This is a genomic window from Alitiscatomonas aceti, assembly GCF_025567195.1.
Classification (GTDB): Bacteria; Bacillota; Clostridia; order Lachnospirales; family Lachnospiraceae; genus Alitiscatomonas; species Alitiscatomonas aceti.
The window spans coordinates 1-19,627 of record NZ_JAOQJF010000034.1 but is presented as its reverse complement, the minus strand read 5'-3'; the positions used below and the strand labels follow the sequence as shown (position 1 = coordinate 19,627).

Here is a 19,627-nt window from a genome sequence, read left to right as displayed (position 1 = left end):
AAGAGCGCAGTCCAGGGTATCCTCCGTCTGGGAAGCAGGAAAGCGGCGCTTTCCCATCCTGCGGTCCAGAAGGGCAAAGATACCCTGTTCCAGAGAGTGAGCGTGCGAAGGGCCCATTGCTTTTTTTGCGGGATCGCAGTCTTTCAGCGCTGCATACCCCAACTGATGGAATCACAGCTGCGCGGTCATAAATAAACTCCCTAATCAAAATCCATCCAGACCATGTGCTTTCCACAGTGGAGACACTGGAACAGATAGCATTGCAGATGGCCGCCGTTGACCGATTCCCGGATCATTTCCTTCTGCTCCCCGTCCCACATGGGATCGTCCAGCACCTCATCCAATACCCCCAGCGCCCGCAGTTCCCTGGCTCCCACATAGCCCAGAAAGGCGCAGTAGTCGCCGCAGTGGGCCCTCCAGTATTCCTGCTGCCAGCCGCAGTAGCCGGGGGTGCGGTGGATAAGCTCGTCCAGCCGCTCCGGATCATCTACGCCATCGTCCACAGAGTAATCGTCGTGAAAGCTTCCGTCATACTTCCGGGCTGCTTTGCCGTCTGCGATACATTCCGGGCACAGATAGTCAATATCCTCCACCGAAAAGAAGGGAGCCGTATAGAAGAGGCGGGTGATTTTTCCGCAGCAGTCACAGACAACACCCTCCTCAGACTCCTTAAAGGCCCCGGTATCCAAAGGATCCGGGTGATAGCGGAAGGCGGGAAGTCCCATCCGGGCCCATCGCTCCTTCTCCTGCTGCTTTTCCTTTGGCGTTTTTGGCATGGGAACAGCATAATGGTTGCCCCAGCTTTCCGCATATTCCTTCAGTGTGCCCAGACGTTTGAGGACCTTCCGGTCTGAACGGTTCCCGACCCGTGAAAGCAGGTCGTAGGCGTCCTTCTTGAAGTCCAGAAGGTCGTACACATCCACCAGAACCTCTTTTGCCTGCCTGTCTCCGGACTGCTCCAGTTCCTTTTTGAAACCATAGAGAGCGCGGACGCTGTCCGGGCCGCCGTCAGCTGCGGAAAACCGTTTTTTTAGTTCAATATATTTTTTTAAATATTCGTTCATTTGCACGTTCTCCCATCAATCCCACCGGAAATTATAGTCAGTGCCGCTTCGATCCGCTCCAGGAGCTTCACTCCTCTAAGCGCTTCAGGTATGGAGCAGGAACCGTTTTTGTCAGCCATACTCCATTGGCGGACAGGTAAAAGAGCGATCCGTCCCTATGCATCTGCCCGGCATCCACCAGGTAGATCACAGGTTCCCCATGCCGGCGGCCCACCTTCTCCGCTGTTTCCACATCCGGTGAAAGATGGACATACAGGCGGCTTTGGGGGAGCAGTCCCTGGTCCTCGATGGAGGCGGAAAACCGCCGGGCAGTTCCATGGTACAGCGTCTCCGGCGGCTCGGCCACAAGAAGTTCCACATCCACCTGGACGGAGTGGCCCTGGCTGGCCCGGATCCGCGTCCGGTCTTCATTGAAAACATACCGCTGCTTGCTGTCGCTCCTCACGATCTCCTCCAGAATATCCTGGTCAATAAAATACTTCTTACTGATGCCTGCCAGCAGCGCATTTACATCCGCCCAGCCGTGGGCATCCAGCTGGATTCCGATGACCTCCGGCTTGTGCCGAAGGATCAAACTTATATATTTACTGATCCTTGTGAGATCAGGCGTCGTCTCTCTCATTCCGTGTCCTCCAGATCATTGGTCAGGCTGACTCCACCCGGATGACCGGCCTGTAAAAGTCATAGTCTCCATTCAGTTCATTGTCCTCCTGCACTTCCGGCTTACAGTGGGGCGAACAGGGAAGGAAGCCCAGGAACGGCCCCAGACCGCCGCAGATACTGCACCCGCCGTCGCCGCCGCAGGTGGTAAATCCATCGGCCTGCACCACCTCCCGCATATAGGGGTCATAGGCAATGGACAAGCCGAAAAAGTTGGGTTCCTCCATATCGTAAGGCCTGTCCCCGTCCTCCTCCATGTCTTCAAACCAGTGCAGACGCATGGAGTAGTCCAGCCCATCCCCCCAGGGAAACAGGGTCCGGCACCCGCCGCCGCACAGATAGGCCCACTCGTCTGCTGTGGGCAGGGAAAGGCCCTGTTTCTTCAGCTGGTCAAGAAGGGCTTCATACTCTGTGCGGTGATAGATCCAGGTCTGAAAGCCATCCTCCGTCCGTTCCATACGGGCCGACTGGTGCAGGGTAAGGCTGCTGCTGTCACTCCAGGCGAAGTCTCGGAATTCCTTCAGCCAGCCAGGATGGGCGGTCAGCCTGGGATCATCCAGCTGTACCGGCTCCCAGCAGAGCTCCTCCAGCTCCCGGCCTGCCAGCATGGGGCCGATGGATGCCTGCCGCACGGGAGCCATGCTCTCTTTGATCAGCTCTTCCGGCTCCTGATCCGCCTCCCATTCCTGGAACAGGTACTCCAGTTCCTCCCGGCTTTCCTCATTCAGCCCCACAGCAAACCGTTCCCAGCCCAGTGTGACCGTATCGCCGGGGACAAAGACGAACTCGCGGCCATCCTTTTTGAATACGCCGGTGGTGCAGCTCTGGCCCCAGCGTTCAAAGGTATGCAGGCCGAGAAAGGCCATATCATAACGAACAGCCAGGTTCTCCATCAGCGCCTGCTTCTCAGTGGGATCCATTTTATTAAATTGGGGGCGGTATAAATTTACGTTCATGATCACTCCTCTTTCTGTCCGTTCAGTCTGCTCCGCACGATTTTTCCAGTTCCGATACCTGCTCCTCAAGATCCAGGAGCAGGCTGGAAAAATTTTCTGCGGTCTCCCAACAGAGCCTGTATACCCGGCCATGTTAGGCGCATCTGCACCGTCTTTTCATCGCCGCTGGCCTACCGGCCCATCCTGGACAGCAGCTCCTCCAGCTTCCTGGCCAGTGCCTCCACAATGGCGTGGCAGGGGTTTTCATAGCCCACAATCTCCAGATCCTGCAGCTCAACACAGTGGAGCGTTCCATAAAAGCCCAGTACGAATTCCGTCAATTCGGTGATCATCTGGCATCCTTCCATGTTGTCCACATCGGTCTGTCCTTCTTTCGCCGTCATCAGACCAATGATCCCCACCGCCACGGTGAAGGCACCGCAGCAGGATTGTTCGGTCTGCATCCCAAGGCCCATGACTGAAAACATCTTCCGGGTCTCCTCAGACAAATTCAGATGGTAATACTCATTGCAGGCCATGAACATCGCCTCGGCGCAGGACAGATCCGTTCCAATATGATAGTAATTTACCAGTTCATGCAGTTTCATTTTTCCCATACTGTACTCCAATCGCAAAGCATTTCATTCTGTGTCACCCGGCGCAGCTCGTCCCGCACCTCCATCCGCGCAAAGCCCCGCAGGTTCTGCCTCCAGCGCCTGGGTCTGGGCATCCCTGCCTGGCTGGTTGGCGGCCAGCTTCATCAGCCGGGCACGGGGCTTGCGGTATTGACTGGCTGCTTTGTTCTGTCACATTTTTACTCCTGCTCTCTATAACTGGCTTCAATGTCGATGAACCGCACATATACGGCGCAGACTTCACCCTTGGCGTCGTAGCCGAAGTAAACGGGATAGTACCCATCCCCCCAGCCGGAGGCGAAGATGGGCAGGCTGCAGTCCGTGTCCGGCACCGGCCAGTTAAGCCAGTCGCCGCAGCTGCCCTGATACTCGGGATGGGCTTTGGCGTTTTCTTCCAGAAGATCGCAGAACAGGTCGTTGTAGGGGTCGATGTCCGGGTCCTCCTCCAGCCGCCTGGCCCAGTACGCCTTAAATGCCGCCTGGGTCTGGATGTCCGCAATGCACCCCATCCCGGCGTCCACGCCGAAACCGAAGTAGTCGTCATCTCCCAGCGCCGCGTCCAGCTCCTCATTGCCTGTCATGCCCAGTTCATAGCGGACAGGCTTCTCCTGGCTGACCTCCACCTTGACGCAGGCATAGCGGTCGCCGTATTGCTCACTGGGTACCACGCAGATCTTTACCGGGTAAGTTCCGGCAGGGATGCTCTGGAGGAACGGCAGGGCATCCTCCAGTTCCACCATCGGATCGCAGGCGAAGATCGTCCCAGTGGGGAAATGGACGGGGCCGATGTCCAGCACATCTACCGCCATGTTCCCGATCATTTTTTCTGTAAAATATGTTTCCAGGTCAGCTTTGCAGGCCAGTTTATCCTTGACGGATTCGTATTTGTTCAACCATTCAGTTGCAGGCATATCCGTTTCCTCCTGTTGATTCAGTTTTTTTGATATATTCACTCTTTGAGCCATCCCAGCGGCAGTTTATACACCGTCCATTCTGGTTTTACCAGTCCCGTTCCCGGATGGCTTCCTCGATATCAATGGGGATGCCAAACCACTCCAGAATATAGGCCACGGTAACTCCGATACAATCCCGTGCCACCGTTTCGATCTCACTGTCGTTCTCGTCAAACTCCTCCTGGAGATCATTGATGCCGCAGACCGCCTCATCCAATGTTTTCTGCACCGCTCCAACGTCAGTTTCGCCGCTCTCCAGGAGACGGATGACCTTCTGGAGCTCTTCCTTTACCTTATCCACCAGGAAATCGGGATAGTATTCGTCCTGGTACATCTCGTCCAGCAGTTTATAATTGGGGTCAAATGCTTTCATAGGGAGCACTCCTTTCTCATTCAAACATCAAACCGTATGATTCGGTCAGGCTTCCGTCGTCCTCATGGAACATGCACTGATACAGGGGCTGGCGCTGTGCTGCTTTACGGAACCGCTCCAGAACGGGAGCCAGTTCCCCGCTTGTTGGGATACCGAGCGCAGCGGATACCCGCCGCCAGCGGTCCACGTCCATATCTTCCAAGTTGCCGTTACGACATCTCTGCCCATACTCCTCCAAGGTTTTGCGATCCACATACTGCTTTGCGTCACAGCAGTCGTGCCAGCAGATACAGTTCACAAGCAGGGAAAAGAGATCGTCCATGCTCTCGGCCAAACGGCCCGCCTCTCCTTCGCTGCTGTAATAGCCGATGGAGCCATCCTCCAACAGGTGGTATTCTCCGCCGGAGCCATCTCTTGCAAACGCCATGCCGGGCAGGGAAAAGCTACATCGGCCTTCTGCGTCATCCCGCGGGGATAGCTCATCCAGCAGGAAAAAGTCAAAAAGAGAATCAAATTCATCTGCCAGATCAGGATTTTCACGCAGTATCTTCAAATAGTCCATCGCTATTTTCCTTCCTTTCCAGTTCTTGTGTCGTCTCGTACAGTGGTTCTTCCATCCTCTCATCATTCTGGTAAAAATGGTCTTTGTCACGGCCAAGATGGCCGTCAGGCGGGGCAGCGTCCAGCGGAGTGCATACCGTGAAACCGTCCTCATCCTGTGACATTCCAAATTTCAGCAGAGAAATGTTCTGGGGATCCTGCAATATCTGACCGCACCAACTAGTAAAGTCCCGTTTCATGCTTTTAGTAGCACTGGAGGATCAGCCAGATCCGGTCAAAACGGCAGGCAGCCAGGTCCTCTTTGGTGATGTAGAAATAGATATGCCCGCAGTCCCCGAACATCAGCTCGAAGCCGCCGCACTCCACTGTATCCAGCTGGAACAGCAGCAGCCAGCGGTCACGGGCAGATCCTTCCGCCCGCTGGCGGATCTCCTTTGGGATCTTACCCCAGCCGTTTCCCAGATGATAGCCTTGGGTCACCAGATCACATTCGGCAAACATACTGTTCTGAATGATAAAGGGCCAGCCCAGCAGCTGGGAACGGTTTTCCAGCCCTTCCGGATCCTCTTCCATCCGTTCAGCCCACGCGGAATCAAAGGAATCATAGTCCTCCTCGTCTGGGAACACTTCACTGAAGTCCTGCCAGGAAGGATAGGAGTATTTTGAATCCATTTTGATCCTGACCATAGGAAACTTGAAATCATCCTCCATATCCGCAGGAAAGTCCGCGGCGGCCAGGGCCGAAATGTCCTCAAACCAATAGACGCGGGCGCAGCCCTTATCTTTAGGGTCATAGCCCCAGCACTGGGTATCTGTTTCATAGAAGAAGGAGAGCAGGCCATGGTCGGGCAGAAGATGCTCCGTGTCAAACCGGGCCAGCTCCGCACAGTTGAACTGGGCCAGGAAAGTAAGGGGACGGTCCTTCACCACATTGTCATAGCTCTCGCCCTCATAAGCAGGCCACACGAAATCAGCCGGCACATCGGGCTGCCCGCCAAAACGGGTGGCCCCCAGTTTGTATGTTTCTTTTCCTTCTATTTTCAGTCTGATGCTGTTTTTAGCCAGCAGCTCCAGTTTTTCTTTTATACTCATGGCAGTTCCTCCTTGCTGCACTCTCATAGCTTTCCGTCCAGTGCCTCCACGGTTATCATGGCGGCGGAATCAAATTTACACTGCCGCAGTTCCCGCCCGCTCCAGGCAAACACATAGGAAAAGCATTCGATCTCGTCCTGATACTCCTATTTCGCATACAGCTTCCCATGCTCCGAGATCCAGACCTCTGCCGGACAGCAGCAACCGATATGGCCGATCGGCTGACCCAGGCTTTTATATGCCTGGGTCAGAAAGTCTATTGTTGTCGTGGCCCTGCTCCTTATTCCTCAAACTCTCCCTCGATCATCCCATTCAGATACCGGCCAGGATCTGCAATAAAATCCTCCCATTTGGCCAGGGGATGGAACTCCTCATGCTCCATGTCCAGATACCACCGTTTCTTATCCCTGGGGCTCCACAGCAGCAGGCAGCAGTGAGCAGCAGGGGCTGTTCTACCGCCAGGTCAGGATCGGCTCCATGCTCCAGTAAGAAGTGGATCATGGGCACATCGTTTTGAAAAACTGCGATCTCCAGCGGCATCAGTTTGATATACTCACTGAGCTGGATAGGAACATTCAGATCCAGCCCGCCTTGAAGCATTGCCTCCAGCCTGGAAATATCGTGTTCATAAATAGCGGCAGCCGTTTCCGGAAGGGTCTCCCAGCGGCCAAGATATGCAATTTGGTACATAAGACACCTGCTTTCGTTGTTGTCTCACCTTATATGGTGTCGTCCGGCCCAGCACCCGGCCTTTTCCAACCACATTTGTTCCCTCATAAATTAAGAACTCCGCATTGTTTTCTAACGAGCTGTAATCCACAGTATCCGGATAGAGAGGCTGGGCATTCCCCAAAGCCGGTCCATCAAATGCACACACAGCTCCGTCCAGAAAGCATACACCCAGATATTCCGCAGTTCCTGTGACAACAAAATGAGGACAATATTTTCCGCTGACCAGGCTGGGGGGCACCTTTCGTTTACCGCTCCAGAAGATGACCTCCACATGGAGCACTGCCCGGTTTTCATCTGTCCCGATCATGCTGTATCACTCCTATCCCACAATGGTAGTTTCCTGGATGTCCAGATTCTCAAAATCCATGGCGGCCAGCTTCCCGGCGGTCTCCAAGGTACACATGAACCAGGTGCTCACGCCCCAGGGATCCATCCTTGTGACGGTGAAGAAGTCGGTTTCAGCAGGAGTCGGATCTCTTGCGTCAATCGTGTGGTCAGCGTAAAGGTACACCAGATCCACCTCCCGCTCCGGCAGCCACCTGGCCCGGCGCACACGGGGCTTTCCGTTTTTCAGTGTCTTTTCCCTGGGGTTCTCGAACCACTCCAGTTCTTTGATCTTCAGTCCAGTGAAGGTATCAGACAGCCGCCGGGCGATCTCCCGGTGGGTAAACACCCCGCAGTTCCAGGAGCCCATTAACCATGTCATGATAAAGTCTCCCACCTTGCTGCCGGGGGCAGGAGGTCCGTAAACGCTCTCATCCGCCCACATGACCTCCATCTTTTCGCACGGATCCGGCCGGAGACAGGGCTGCCTGCTGCCGTAGCGGTGCATGATATTCACATAACCAAAATCCCTACCGGTCCGGTCATGCCCGTTGGCTTCCACTTTATAGGCAGTTATGGACATTGCAGTTCCACCTCCCGGGCCCGCAGACCTGTAAATCCGGTCACCATTCTCATGCCAGCTCTTCGTCCAGTATCTGGACTTTTGGGTAAACTTATCTCCATGTCTCCTCTCAGGTCTGCTGATGCTGCATGGATACAACATGGCAGTCCGGGCAGAACTCCACATAAAGCGTTCCTTCCGTACCGTCCATCAGGGTATCCCACTGGATCTGGGCCAGATATTTCATGGGCTTTCCGCAGTGGGGACAGGCCGTATATTCCCAGTCCTGCACCCAGTTGGCAAAACCGCCGATGGTGTTCACATCCTCGCAGGCCGCGCCATAAAACAGGGGAACGGACGATTTCCCCAGTATAAAACGGTTTTCCGTTAATGCCTTATATTCTTCCGGCCGGACATAGCAGTCCATCTTCCCTGTCCCATCAAAGGTCCTGGAGGGAAACACCTCCACACCGCCGTCCAGAGTAAAGCGGCTGAATGCAGGCCCATCCAGAAATCCCACACAGTTGGGACAGCAGGCGGCAGTAAGGATGCCGTCCAGCCCCAGGAATCTCAGCCTTTCATCCCGTCCATCCAGCACCAGAATATCCACCATCCGTCCGCCGCAGTGGGGACAGGTGTCCTCCCGCATCCGGCCCATACGGATAGGAGATCCTTCTCCTGGCTCTCCCTTCACCATCGGATAGCAGGTATCGAAGTTAAGCTGCATCCGCTGCCCTTCCTTATCAAAGGTCCAGCCGCCGCACTGGGCGTAGATGGACGGGTCCACATAGAGATTCTTTCTCCATGGGCGCGGATGTTTCTCCAGCTCCAAAAGCGTTTCCAGCGCCCGGTCATCTCCCTGCATGGCAAGGCAGCACATCAGCTCAGACGCTTCGCTGGAATTCTCCGCAGAAAGCAGGGCGTGGATCAGGCCGTCCCGCACATCCTCCGGGGCGTGATAATAAAGCTCACAGGGATAGTAAACCTCCGCGGCCAGCGCCGCCCGCTGGATCCTGGGCGTGATGGCGTCCCGGTATCCCAGAAGCTTCCAGAAGTCCGTAAGCTCCGGATCCTCCATATCTGCCAGCCGCCGGATATTCCGGACCAGCCCGTCCTGTTTTTCCTTCACTTGCTCCGGACTCCAGTGAAGGACCGTATCCCTCTCCTGTTCAGACCTGCATTTCCAGCACAGTCCCTTATAGCCCAGAGGCGTCCCGCAGACGGGACATGTATACTTAAGGCTCATGTGTACTCCCTCCTTCTGAATGATAGCCATAAGAAGCGCGCTGCGCGGATTTCTTATGGTTATCGCGGCAACCGCCAGGGTCTCATGCAGGCACGGACTTTGACTCGTTGCCCGCGTAAAAAAAGCCCCGCGCCGCTCTGTCTCAGGGACAGGCTGGCGCAGGGCATGAAAAAGCCGCGCTTGTGAAACCGCATCTGCCGGCAGATGTGGTCTCTTCAGCAACTAGAATATTCCTTTCATTTCTCAGAACAGCCCAAAGCCGTCCGCTATATCGGTCCATGGCAGCACCCTTTTCCATTTGCATAGTATTTTCATTATACCATGTCCTTCGGACATGGTACCCCTCCGGGAGATTTGAGCGCCTGGATTTTCGCGGTGAACGCAGAAACCAGATGCGCTGTGGTATAATGTCTGTTTCCAGACATTATACCATGTCCTTCGGACATGGTACCCCTCCGGGAGATTTAAGCGCCTGGATTTCTGCGGTGAACGCAGAAACCAGATGCGCGATGGTATAATGTCTGTTTCCAGACATTATACCATGTCCTTCGGACATGGTACCCCTCCGGGAGATTTGAGCGCCTGGATTTTCGCGGTGAACGCGAAAACCAGATGCGCGATGGTATAATGTCTGTTTCCAGACATTATACCACAGCCTTTACAGATATGCGATAAAGAAGTGAGGGGATTTTCCACATTTTCCCGTCATAACGCTCCCTTCCATTCCATCCAGCTGACGATCTCCTGCTCCAGCTTCTTCCCCTTTTCCAGCATATAGCTCATAACATCCGTATACCGCCCGGCCGCCAGCAGGTTCTCTGCCTTTCTCCTGTCACGCTCCTCCAGCGGCTTTGTATACTCATCATATTTTTTCAAAGTATCCGTATCCATATAGACCGTATGAAAACTGATCCCTGTTCCCCGGATCAGATTCTCCACGATATAGAAGCCGTCCGGATCGATATCTCCAAAATGATGCCACTGCTTCCCCGGGTTATCCCCGGCGATCTGCTTTATGAACGCCTGCTTTGCTAAATTATGGTATCCGCTTAAGAAGATCAGAAACGCCCGTTCCATCTGCATCCGGTTGAATGAAGTCAGATTTTCCACGGTAATTACTGCCTCATCCCCGATATACAGCGCTTTCAGGCCTTTCAGAGCAGCCGAAGAAAAGGCCATGGGCATGGACGGGTCTGTCCGGACACACAATCCGTTGGAAAAGTAAAATTCCGCATTTCCCTTGAAATACACATAGGACGGATTGGGGTAGATCTGATGCTCTGCCAGAAGGATCCGTTCCGTCTCGCGCTTATCCTCCTTATCCCGGTCATCTGTGAGTCCCAGGAACAGAGACTCATAATCCCCGTATTTTCTCAAAAGCCCGCAGACCTTTGAACGGTATTTTTTCTCCCATCGCTTACTGTCCTTCAAAACCGCCATCGACAGCTCCCTCTCCAGGATGTCCTGCTGGTTCTGTAAAATGAATTTACAGAGCTCCAATATGGCCTCTGCTTCCTTCCCTCCATAGAGTGGATTTTTATTTTGCTGTAAACGTCCGATCTGCTCCCGGCAGAACCGGTCCAGGAGCGGACTCATCCCCAGATACCTCTGATACAGCATGATCTGGTCCTGCTGTAATGAAAGCTTATCCCTTCTCTGCAGGACCTCATAATACAGATCCCAGCTCTCCGGATCTGCCGTCAGCTTTCTGATCTCTCCACTCCCGTACCTTATGGTGATCAGACCATCCTGCTCCAGCTCCCGCATCCAGGCTTCAAAATCACGGATCTGATCCATATCGGCATAATCGGATGCATAGTCCGGGAATACCTTTTCCGGCGGGATCTGAAAGCTCTGGATCACCTTATTCTCTCCCTGATACGTCTTACTTCTTTCATACTGATCCAGGAGTGCTTCCAGCACCTGCTTCTGAACTGCATTATACCCCATAGACTTCCTTCACCAGACCTTCCACCGCGTGCGTGTAACGTCCCGATGTCACCAGGCTCACCGTTGATTCAATAAAAGCTCCAATACTGCTGATCTTCTCCGGCGGCGCAGCATAAAACACCTGGAACTGGTTTTCTTCAAAATATTTTACCATCTGCTCGATCCGCTCCCGTGACAAGGCAGAAAATGCTTCGTCGATAAAGGCCAGTCTCGCGCAGCAGACCTGCTTCGGATAATACTGGAGCAGGCTTGCCGCCAGAATGATAAAATACGGCGTCTGCTTCTCTCCATTGCTTGCAGAGCCCTGCTTTTTCGACAGATCCGCCTCGATCTCCTGGCTTCCCTGCCTGCTGAGGATCTTCATATCGTATGTAAAATACTTCCGGTAATCCGTATATTCCGTTTCATCCTCCTCTTCCAGGATCACGCTCATGAATTCCTGGATATCATGCTCCATCTCCTCGTCGTCCCGTGCTGAATTCATATATACTTCCGGAGAATTCATATACTGCTCCAGTTTTTTACAGATCCTGAAAAATACGCTGCGGTCTGCCTTTTCTGTCATGACAAACCGGTACGTATCGTTTCCAAATGGGATTTTCTTTAATTCCCGGTTGATCCCCTCTATTTCATCCTTTGCTGCCTGGATCGTCTCATTGATCTCTGCCACAAAGTCATTCATAAAGGCGCTTTCCAGCCTTTTCCCCTGCTCCTCCAGCTTATTATGCGCTTCCTCGATCTTGATGTTGGCAATATTTCTGTACTCGTCACGGTAAAACGGAATATAGCCGGTCCCCCGCCTGTTTATATCGATCTCCGCCAGCTTACAGTACTCGATCTGCGCGCTTTCCATCTGTTTGACGCAGGCATCCACCTCGGTGCTTAAGTTCATGACTGTCTTTTTCGTGATCGCCCTCCAGGTCCCGGTCTTTCCTTTTAAAAGCTTTTCATACTCCTCCAGCATCGGGCGCTTTAATTCCAGATGCTGCATGCACTGGCGGTCATAGTCCTGGTTCAGCTGATTGATCTCGCCTGCAGCCTTCTTAAGTGCGGCTTCGCTTTGTTCCAGTTCCTTTTTACAGCTCCCAATATCCCCGGCGATCACCTTTATCGCGCCTCCCAGGGCTCCATACTCCCGTTCTGCATCCTGCTGCTCCTGCAGCACTGCCAGAAAGTCCGGATTGCTCTGTATCTTATCAATATCCTGCTGGATCCGTTCCTTCCGCTCCAGGGTCGCCTCCAGGGACTTTGCCGCATCAAAATCATAATGGCCGACCTCCCAGTCCACTCCCTCGATCTCGCTCCTATACCTGCGGCTCTGTTCCCTGTGCTTCTGATTGCTTCTGCGCTCCTCCTGTTTCTGCTTTTTTGCCTCTTCCTTTCTGTTTAACTGGAGTCTTATGGCATCCCCGCCCAGACAGAACTCGGTTCCGTCCACGTCCATATTGGACACCGCATAGCTCTTTGCCAGCATGCCGTTTTTCATCAGGCCTCCCCTGGGATACTCATGAAGTTCCTCCAGAGAGCCGCATAAATGAATCCCATTCAGCAGATAATTTGCGTATCTTCTGGCGTACACATTGGGGATCACCAGCATTTCAGCTGCAGACCCGGCGCTTATATCTGTCTCGGGAAGCTTGTCTGTGATCACCACATGAACGCCATGGAGCTTCCTTCGTTCCAGGACCTCCATGGCTTTGTGGCAGTATTGTCCGTCTACAATGATATAAAATCGTTTTCGTCCCAGAAAGGTCTCAATGGCCGCTCTCCACTCCGCGTCCTTTACCTCCTGGACCAGCTCTGCAAATAGCCGCACGTCGGTCTGGATCCCCTGCTGCTTCAGTTCCTCATAAATGATCCGTTTGGCGGCCTCTGCATTCTTTGGGAACACCATCTGGTTGGACTTCAGCTGCTTGATCTCCGTCTCCAGCTCATCCAGCTCCTGGTCCAGCTCCCGGATCCTGTCCCCACAATGGATCTCCTCCTCCCAGAAGATCTGCTTCTGCCCCTGCATCTGCTCTTTAAATCTCAGATAAGAACGGAGCTTTTCCTCTATCTGCTGCCCGCCTTCTGACAGATGGGCCAGACAGTTTCTGTCTTCCTCTTCTACTTCAATAAAGGGATCTGCCCATTTCAGTATCGCTGATATCTGGGCCTGCAGCTTCATAAGAAGAGCCAGCCCATTCTCCTGTTTTTCTTTTTCTTCATTGAGTTTTTCGATCTGCCGCTCCAATGCCTGGATGCTTTCCCTGACTCCACGGAAAATATCATTGTTTTCTGCGATGCGGCAGCGTTCTCCTGCCTCCTTATACCGTTTATCCAGTTCCTTCTGCCGGATCTCCAGACGTTCCTTTTTCGTCTTCAGAGCTTCCAGCCGGATCTCCTCCTGCTTCTTTTCCTCTTCCTTTTCTCTCAGATCCTGGTAAAGAAGCATCAGTTCCCGTATGCGGAGACTCCGCAGCTTTCTCTCATACTCGCCGGTCCGCTGCTCTATGGTCTCCAGCTGGGCCTTGCTGCTGCGTAAATTCTCATACATTTCCTTTATATGATCAAACTGATGCCGCTGTTCCCGCAGCTCCTTTAAGGAATCCACCCTTCCAGGCTCCAGCACACAGTCCTGGATAAACTGGTCGATATTGTTCTCCGGATTAAACGCCATCATTTTCAACAGCCTGGAGCGGTATTTGGACGCATTGCACCGCAGCCCCAGCGCCCGGAGCACCTGCTCCACCCCCCGTTCCTTTCCCAGGAACTCGGCAGACCTAAGCTTTTCTCCACGGACCGCCAGCTCATTTTTCGGCGTGAACCGGATCCTCTTTCCTTCCGTCGATGTAAAATTGATCTCATCGATCCGGGCGTCACGGCAGATGAACCAGCTGCTCCTGCATGCGATCTCATTGTCTGACTCCATACATACCCCGGCTACCAGAAACGACTGCTCCAATGGCGACCAGAATTCCATGGCAATATAGCTGATGACCTCTCCGGTCCTTAAATACCGCTCTGTGCCATTGCTTTTTGTATCTCCGCGCACATAACCGATCACCGTCCGGTCCCGGTCCTTTGCCGCCTTGTTGAACTGTGTATTCCCAGTAAGAAGGTACGTCATCGCGTCCAGGACCGTGGATTTTCCGCTGCCGTTTACTCCCGTAAGCAGTGTGGAGCCCTCCAGACGGATACATTCATTCTGGAACCTCGCCCACTGGACCAGCAGCAATTTTGTGGCTGTTTTTCTATTCATACTCATCTGCATCCTCCTCGCCTGAAACCTCCCCCGTTTTCTCAAGCATTCTCCTTCTCGTCAACTCTGCAAAACGTCCAAACTCCTCCGATTCCAGCGCAAACTGCAGCGATGGATATAGTCTGACCAGACAGTCCTTTTCTCCGATTTTTCCATTCACTTCAATTAAATTAAATCTGGAAAATAAAGTCAAAATACCAGTCATGGCACTTTTATCGATCTGGTCCTTAACGCCATATTTCTCCAGTTCAAACTGTATTTCCGTAATGGATACCAGGATCGCCCGGGATAAGCTTCCCGAACGGATCCGGTCCGCGTATAAGGTCCAGAGACAGCACAATACCACGCTCTCCGCCTTCTTTAACTGCAGGCGGTTCACCTGGACCTTCCCGCTTTCCCCGGCGTCGGCACAGTTCCTCAGCATTACGACCCCATTTTCCCGGTCCACCACGATATCAAAGCCGATATATCGGAAATAGGCCGAAAAAGGCTCTGGTCTTTTCGAGATAAAATAATAGGCCTTTTTATTCTCCTCATCCTTATCACGGACAATAAATGTATGTTTCAGCAGCCGCCTGCAGGAGCGCTGAAACAATTCCTTCTCTGATGAGGTATATGCCTCCCAAAACTCCTCTATCTGCATGACTCTTCCTCTTTTGAGATCTGGAATCTGCGGAGTATCATTCCATTGGTTTCCATGTATCCTTCTTCCAGCTGGATGGTATAACCATTTTCCGCCCCGTACGCCGCCGCAGACAGCGCGCAGAGCAGGTCCCGTTTGCTTTCCATCGGAAGTTCGTCACTTTGTATCTGCTTCTGACCGCCCATGACATGTTCCAGATAATCCTTCATTTTTTCTTTTGAATACGGATTATAGGCCGCCCTCTCATGCTCTTCTCTGGCCCGCCGCAGATCCTCCTGCGACAGCTCCTCCACCTCTGCAAAGGTTCCTTCCCGGATGCTCTGTGCCTTTCGCGGAAAACGGATGGAGCCTATATCAATAAATTCATTTCTGTCCAGTAAAAAAAGCCCTGCCATCTCTTCCGGCAGCTCTGACTTCCATCCAGTCTCCGTCATGGATTCGGTGATATATCGTAAGGTCTGCTCCACATTTCCCCGGATATCCATTTCCCGGTTCCGCAAAAATCTGGCCCGGCCGACAGCGATCTGGAGATATACATTGATCTTGTGCTTGATTTCTTTCATGATACGGTCATAATCATCTGCCAGGAAGCCCCTGGTCCGCTGGATCATGTCCAGCACATATTCCCTGGCCTCCGCCTCTTCCAGTTCCTCCTCCACCGCACAGCCGATCACCAGAAGCTCAAAAAGCGCAGGATCATTCTGCATCCGTTCCAGCTTCATACGGATGAACGAACGGTAGATGTGGATATTCTGCTGCTTCGTGAGCCGGGCGTATTCCCGGATGAAGCTTCCCTCACAGTACTCCAGGATGTTCTCCGTCAGGCTTTCCAGGGTCTCCTCCTGTACCATCCGTTCAATGATCTTCTTGATAAAGGTTGAAAGGCGCTTCAAAGATTTCGACAGCATCTTGGCATTCCGGTAAACATTTCTCAAGCCCTCCACATACGGATCCCCTGACCATTGCTCCTCATTTTTTAAAACATTATAAATGTTATAAATGTAACTGGAAAACTCCTCCCTCTCCGGCGCCCTCAGCTGCTGTAAAAATTCAGCCAGCAGGATCCCCTGCTCCGTCATGATAATATACTTTTCGTAAGTCGCGTCGTCATGCTCTTCCTCCAGCCAGCCGACTTCCTTTGAACAGAATTTCCGGATGATCCCGTTTGCCAGATCATTATAATTTTTCCGGGCCCCCTTTTCATCTTCTTCCACAAAGTCCACATGATTTTCCAGCAGGTAGACCGCCAGCGAATCCCGGATATGGCTTCGGGAGATCCGATACGAGATCTCCCGGTCATACTGATCATAAATAATCTGGAGGCAGTCCGAATATACCCCGCTGCTGCTCCCGCTGGAAAGACAGTTGAAAAATCCAGATGGTATCATCTGAAACAGCTTTTTCATTTATGCTCCTTCTCTTCCTTTGTGCTGCCGCAGCTCTCTGCATTTTATTTCTGCAATGGCTTCTGACCGGCAGCAAAGCCTTTTCTTTTTGAAACGCTTTTGTTTTACCAGAATTTTATCATAGGTACGTTTTTGTTACAAGATTCATTCTGATCTGTTTCTTATTCTGTTTCTTATTCTGTTTCTTGCTCAGATTCTTCTTCCTGTTCCTTTCGTTCGGCCGTCCATCTCCCCTGTTCCCCTGTCAGACCGCTGCTCCTGCGCTAGAAAACAAGCACTCCGGCTCATTCCCCACGGCGCTGACGGATGATAAAATAGAGGAAAACACAAAATGCCGCCAGAGAAGCACCCATACAGGGAAAATAAAGCTCACCTGACATCACGGCAACAGCCGGATGACTCAGGACACACATGGTCACGCAGGCTGCAAGGGCCAGACCGCCCAGCAGAATATATAGCAGATTCCAGTTCCCATCTGGCTCCAACGCATTCTCCCAGGTCTTCCTGCGCTCCAGCTCCCGCAGCAGCATGTCCTCATCGGGATTTCCTTTGATCAGAAGATAGGTAAACCGGGTCACATGCGTATCTGGATGACGCACCTGGCATCGGACCGCGTAGTGGCTGCGGTTTTCCTTGATATTTAACACCTTCAAAATTTCGTCCGCACGGTTGGGAATAAACGGCTGGCGGCCCTGCCGGCGCAAAAACGCCTGTGTTTCCATCGTACCAACGGCAAAGCCAAGAAACCCATTCCCATGATTGGACAGGCCGCGGGCATCCATGACCCATAAACGATCATTTTCTGTCAGAAAAAAGAGCGTGGCGTCCCGGATCGACCGCCGTCCCAGGCGGACGGCCAGCCCGATCCCCAGAGCACTGACAGCAATCAGAAGGAGCAGAGAAAATGCTTTTTTATTTATCCCCAGGGATAATGACAGAAGGGTCCCTCCGCAAAGCAGCAGGACCATCAGCAGAACGATGCCAAGGATACCGCCGACTGCCCGGTATCCATATTTGCTTTTCTTCTTTGTATCAGGGGACATCCATACTTTTTTCAGTTCCATATATCCTGCTCCTGTTCGATTTTCTTTCTGGTTTAATATTCTGATCAGCTGTACAAAACGGGAACATTTCAGCAAATGATCGGACGCCCTGTGTTTGGACCTTTCCCGTGTTCAGATCTTGTGCCCCTGTACAAATAGATCCCGTTTTGTCGCTTCATGATTTATCTGTCCTTCCGCTATGTACGTAAACAGCCTTATTCCTTTTCCCCTTCGCAATACCTATTTTTTCTTTTTTTGCTTAGGCATTGGCAGTTCCTCGTACATCGCGTGAAACAGACCTGTTAAAAATTCTTTCTGATCAACCTCGTCTACCAGCAACATTTCCTTTGCTCCCTCATAAGGTGCTTCATATACTGGATCCGTCATATGGGCAATTGCCGACTTAGTGGGCTTTACAAGCAGTCGATCATCGTATTTCTATCCACGCTCCCCATGGGGGGAGCGACTCTCCACTCATTGTTTTATAAAATTCATCATATCATTTCTATCCACGCTCCCCGTGGGGGGAGCGACGTGTCCTGTTTCACAAGGCAGCCGCCATGTTCAATATTTCTATCCACGCTCCCCGTGGGGGGAGCGACCCAAATTTCATCAACTTTACGGTTCTCGATCCAATTTCTATCCACGCTCCCCGTGGGGGGAGCGACCCTGCAAAAACCTGCCATTTGCGCATATATTGCAATTTCTATCCACGCTCCCCGTGGGGGGAGCGACATGGTAACGATCTTGCAAGCCCACCGGGGCGACGTGATTTCTATCCACGCTCCCCGTGGGGGGAGCGACGGTTAAATCATCCTGGTAGTCTTTTGCCCAATGATAATTTCTATCCACGCTCCCCGTGGGGGGAGCGACAGCAAACATGATAATATTCCATTCATATTTGCAACAGTTTATTATGCAATCTGATAATTTTTTTTGAAACCAACAATTCAAAAGTAATTTTATGAGGGTTTTTGCCAAATTTTTAAATAGATATATTTATTTTTCTAAAAGTTCGAGTGCGAGTCTCTTAAGGAATTTATGTTTGCTTCCCTTTCGCACTGGCACTAATAAAAAAGTATTTTGGTGATATTATTTTCATCTCAACAAAATGGTATAATGCGTTCCGCAGTCATGGTAGATAACGGCATCTTTTGGCATAGGATAAACAGTCAGAACATTTTCCAGTGTATAGGTACACAGATATCCGCTTGCCTGCGTTAAAAAAGTGCTGGGTATCAGGTCTCTGCAAATATTCATCAGAATTAATCATAAACCTCTACTGACAGTCCAGGCAATTCGCCACAAGTGATTTCATAATCTTGAATATTTTTCGGCAATTCATTCTTTGGCTTCACATGCAAAAGCCGATGTACCTTTGCAGAAGAATACTGACCATTCTTGCAGTCATGTTTCCACCAATAAAGCCGCAAAACCTCCATACTTCCATCCGGACGGGCGGAGGAAGCATCATTCTCAAATAATGTATGCAGCGCTTCTTTAATTAATTCTGCATCCTCCATAGTAAAACCAGTTTTCTCTGCCAACTGGCAATTAATACTGCCAAAAGTTGTATACACAGCAAAATCCACCCTGTGCTTTGTACCCATGGTATCACTGGACTTTTTATCTGTTGTGATACTATTTACACTTTTTGTAATCTGCAGGCTTTCAATATTGATTGGTTCGATACTAAAAGCGGGGTGAAGGGAAACAGGTCCTCTCACACCTACAGAGACTCCTTCCTTTCCATCTTTAAAAGCAAATACCTGACCAAAACTTCGTACGTCCATCCACTTTGCACATGCCGCCTTTGCATATGCCTCCCGATCTTTTTTCTTTTGGGCATCTGATAGTTCAGGACAAGCATCCGCGCGATCTTTTAAACTACGAAACCCATCATTACAACGATCATCTGACTGTACAAAAACGCTGGCTCCAAAATCCATCATTCGATTACGAATTTTCCGTTTTAAGCATACGTCTGAAATCTCACCATATCCCTCGTAAGTTTCTCTCGGGCGATTTCCATTCAGTGGGTCTCCATTGGGATTTGCATGATTTACGGCAATTACAAGAGCAAAATCGATTTTATTCTGCAAAGTTTCCATATTTCTCCTCCTCCTAATATATAAGTGTAGGATTTCAGTACCCAACAGCCAGTTGGGTCTTAATCCACTCATTGTTTAAGCTGTATAATGATTAGG

18 protein-coding genes and 1 CRISPR repeat array are annotated in these 19,627 nt (G+C 51.7%); all 18 genes read right to left on the bottom strand.

What is annotated here, in order from left to right:
- Positions 1-200 precede the first annotated feature (200 nt).
- Entirely contained in the window at positions 201-1,064 is an 864-nt protein-coding gene (locus OCV69_RS13640; protein ID WP_158359794.1) for a CbrC family protein, read from the bottom strand.
- Positions 1,065-1,131: 67 nt separating this feature from the next.
- The gene (locus OCV69_RS13635) at positions 1,132-1,686 is read right to left on the bottom strand and encodes an RNA 2'-phosphotransferase (protein ID WP_158359793.1); all 555 of its coding nucleotides are present in this window, start codon (positions 1,684-1,686) and stop codon (positions 1,132-1,134) included.
- A gap of 22 nt (positions 1,687-1,708) precedes the next feature.
- A complete protein-coding gene (locus OCV69_RS13630; protein ID WP_158359791.1) occupies positions 1,709-2,680 on the bottom strand; it encodes a hypothetical protein in 972 nt (323 codons plus the stop codon).
- Positions 2,681-2,850: 170 nt separating this feature from the next.
- The gene (locus tag OCV69_RS13625; protein WP_022273086.1) at positions 2,851-3,276 is read right to left on the bottom strand and encodes a C-GCAxxG-C-C family protein; all 426 of its coding nucleotides are present in this window, start codon (positions 3,274-3,276) and stop codon (positions 2,851-2,853) included.
- Between the two features lie 197 nt (positions 3,277-3,473).
- Positions 3,474-4,205: a DUF4241 domain-containing protein gene (locus OCV69_RS13620; protein WP_331485743.1), complete on the bottom strand. Its 732-nt coding sequence runs from the start codon at positions 4,203-4,205 to the stop codon at positions 3,474-3,476.
- Positions 4,206-4,293: 88 nt separating this feature from the next.
- A complete protein-coding gene (locus OCV69_RS13615) occupies positions 4,294-4,620 on the bottom strand; it encodes a DUF5713 family protein (protein WP_158359789.1) in 327 nt (108 codons plus the stop codon).
- A gap of 16 nt (positions 4,621-4,636) precedes the next feature.
- Positions 4,637-5,182 carry a hypothetical protein gene (locus OCV69_RS13610; protein ID WP_158359787.1) on the bottom strand — a complete coding sequence of 182 codons (546 nt, stop codon included), beginning with the start codon at positions 5,180-5,182 and terminating at the stop codon, positions 4,637-4,639.
- Positions 5,183-5,424: 242 nt separating this feature from the next.
- Positions 5,425-6,273, bottom strand: coding sequence for a YwqG family protein (locus tag OCV69_RS13605; protein ID WP_158359784.1), 849 nt, complete (start codon positions 6,271-6,273; stop codon positions 5,425-5,427).
- A gap of 312 nt (positions 6,274-6,585) precedes the next feature.
- Positions 6,586-6,963: an ankyrin repeat domain-containing protein gene (locus tag OCV69_RS13595; RefSeq protein WP_262563158.1), complete on the bottom strand. Its 378-nt coding sequence runs from the start codon at positions 6,961-6,963 to the stop codon at positions 6,586-6,588.
- 361 nt (positions 6,964-7,324) lie between these two features.
- Entirely contained in the window at positions 7,325-7,912 is a 588-nt protein-coding gene (locus OCV69_RS13590; RefSeq protein ID WP_158359782.1) for a hypothetical protein, read from the bottom strand.
- Between the two features lie 109 nt (positions 7,913-8,021).
- On the bottom strand, positions 8,022-9,137 hold the full coding sequence (locus OCV69_RS13585; protein WP_158359780.1) for a hypothetical protein: 1,116 nt from the start codon (positions 9,135-9,137) through the stop codon (positions 8,022-8,024).
- A gap of 705 nt (positions 9,138-9,842) precedes the next feature.
- Positions 9,843-11,087 (bottom strand): Wadjet anti-phage system protein JetD domain-containing protein, encoded by a 1,245-nt coding sequence (locus OCV69_RS13580; RefSeq protein WP_158359778.1) that lies wholly within the window; start codon positions 11,085-11,087, stop codon positions 9,843-9,845.
- Positions 11,077-14,334, bottom strand: a complete 3,258-nt coding sequence (locus tag OCV69_RS13575) for an SbcC/MukB-like Walker B domain-containing protein (protein ID WP_262563157.1) — start codon at positions 14,332-14,334, stop codon at positions 11,077-11,079. The genes OCV69_RS13580 and OCV69_RS13575 overlap by 11 nt, the downstream gene beginning before the upstream one ends.
- A complete protein-coding gene (locus OCV69_RS13570) occupies positions 14,321-14,971 on the bottom strand; it encodes a DUF4194 domain-containing protein (RefSeq protein WP_158359775.1) in 651 nt (216 codons plus the stop codon). Before OCV69_RS13570 ends, OCV69_RS13575 begins: the two co-directional genes overlap by 14 nt.
- Positions 14,962-16,377: a Wadjet anti-phage system protein JetA family protein gene (locus OCV69_RS13565; RefSeq protein ID WP_158359773.1), complete on the bottom strand. Its 1,416-nt coding sequence runs from the start codon at positions 16,375-16,377 to the stop codon at positions 14,962-14,964. Before OCV69_RS13565 ends, OCV69_RS13570 begins: the two co-directional genes overlap by 10 nt.
- Before the next feature lie 284 nt (positions 16,378-16,661).
- Positions 16,662-17,441, bottom strand: coding sequence for a hypothetical protein (locus OCV69_RS13560; RefSeq protein WP_158359771.1), 780 nt, complete (start codon positions 17,439-17,441; stop codon positions 16,662-16,664).
- Between the two features lie 219 nt (positions 17,442-17,660).
- The gene (locus tag OCV69_RS13555) at positions 17,661-17,807 is read right to left on the bottom strand and encodes a hypothetical protein (protein ID WP_262563156.1); all 147 of its coding nucleotides are present in this window, start codon (positions 17,805-17,807) and stop codon (positions 17,661-17,663) included.
- 47 nt (positions 17,808-17,854) lie between these two features.
- A CRISPR array of direct repeats spans positions 17,855-18,293; the repeat unit is 33 nt; unit sequence ATTTCTATCCACGCTCCCCGTGGGGGGAGCGAC.
- Positions 18,294-18,685: 392 nt separating this feature from the next.
- On the bottom strand, positions 18,686-19,531 hold the full coding sequence (gene cas7c, locus OCV69_RS13550) for a type I-C CRISPR-associated protein Cas7/Csd2 (protein WP_158359769.1): 846 nt from the start codon (positions 19,529-19,531) through the stop codon (positions 18,686-18,688).
- Positions 19,532-19,627: the final 96 nt, after the last annotated feature.

Bases quoted from the DNA above. Each gene is read 5' to 3' on its own strand.
- OCV69_RS13625 (WP_022273086.1), bottom strand. From the start codon at position 3,276: ATGGGAAAAATGAAACTGCATGAACTGGTAAATTACTATCATATTGGA.
- OCV69_RS13635 (WP_158359793.1), bottom strand. From the start codon at position 1,686: ATGAGAGAGACGACGCCTGATCTCACAAGGATCAGTAAATATATAAGT.
- OCV69_RS13595 (WP_262563158.1), bottom strand. From the start codon at position 6,963: ATGTACCAAATTGCATATCTTGGCCGCTGGGAGACCCTTCCGGAAACG.
- OCV69_RS13555 (WP_262563156.1), bottom strand. From the start codon at position 17,807: ATGACGGATCCAGTATATGAAGCACCTTATGAGGGAGCAAAGGAAATG.
- OCV69_RS13590 (WP_158359782.1), bottom strand. From the start codon at position 7,912: ATGTCCATAACTGCCTATAAAGTGGAAGCCAACGGGCATGACCGGACC.
- OCV69_RS13570 (WP_158359775.1), bottom strand. From the start codon at position 14,971: ATGCAGATAGAGGAGTTTTGGGAGGCATATACCTCATCAGAGAAGGAA.
- OCV69_RS13605 (WP_158359784.1), bottom strand. From the start codon at position 6,273: ATGAGTATAAAAGAAAAACTGGAGCTGCTGGCTAAAAACAGCATCAGA.
- OCV69_RS13630 (WP_158359791.1), bottom strand. From the start codon at position 2,680: ATGAACGTAAATTTATACCGCCCCCAATTTAATAAAATGGATCCCACT.
- OCV69_RS13575 (WP_262563157.1), bottom strand. From the start codon at position 14,334: ATGAGTATGAATAGAAAAACAGCCACAAAATTGCTGCTGGTCCAGTGG.
- OCV69_RS13560 (WP_158359771.1), bottom strand. From the start codon at position 17,441: ATGGAACTGAAAAAAGTATGGATGTCCCCTGATACAAAGAAGAAAAGC.
- OCV69_RS13615 (WP_158359789.1), bottom strand. From the start codon at position 4,620: ATGAAAGCATTTGACCCCAATTATAAACTGCTGGACGAGATGTACCAG.
- OCV69_RS13620 (WP_331485743.1), bottom strand. From the start codon at position 4,205: ATGCCTGCAACTGAATGGTTGAACAAATACGAATCCGTCAAGGATAAA.
- OCV69_RS13640 (WP_158359794.1), bottom strand. From the start codon at position 1,064: ATGAACGAATATTTAAAAAAATATATTGAACTAAAAAAACGGTTTTCC.
- OCV69_RS13585 (WP_158359780.1), bottom strand. From the start codon at position 9,137: ATGAGCCTTAAGTATACATGTCCCGTCTGCGGGACGCCTCTGGGCTAT.
- cas7c (WP_158359769.1), bottom strand. From the start codon at position 19,531: ATGGAAACTTTGCAGAATAAAATCGATTTTGCTCTTGTAATTGCCGTA.
- OCV69_RS13565 (WP_158359773.1), bottom strand. From the start codon at position 16,377: ATGAAAAAGCTGTTTCAGATGATACCATCTGGATTTTTCAACTGTCTT.
- OCV69_RS13610 (WP_158359787.1), bottom strand. From the start codon at position 5,182: ATGGACTATTTGAAGATACTGCGTGAAAATCCTGATCTGGCAGATGAA.
- OCV69_RS13580 (WP_158359778.1), bottom strand. From the start codon at position 11,087: ATGGGGTATAATGCAGTTCAGAAGCAGGTGCTGGAAGCACTCCTGGAT.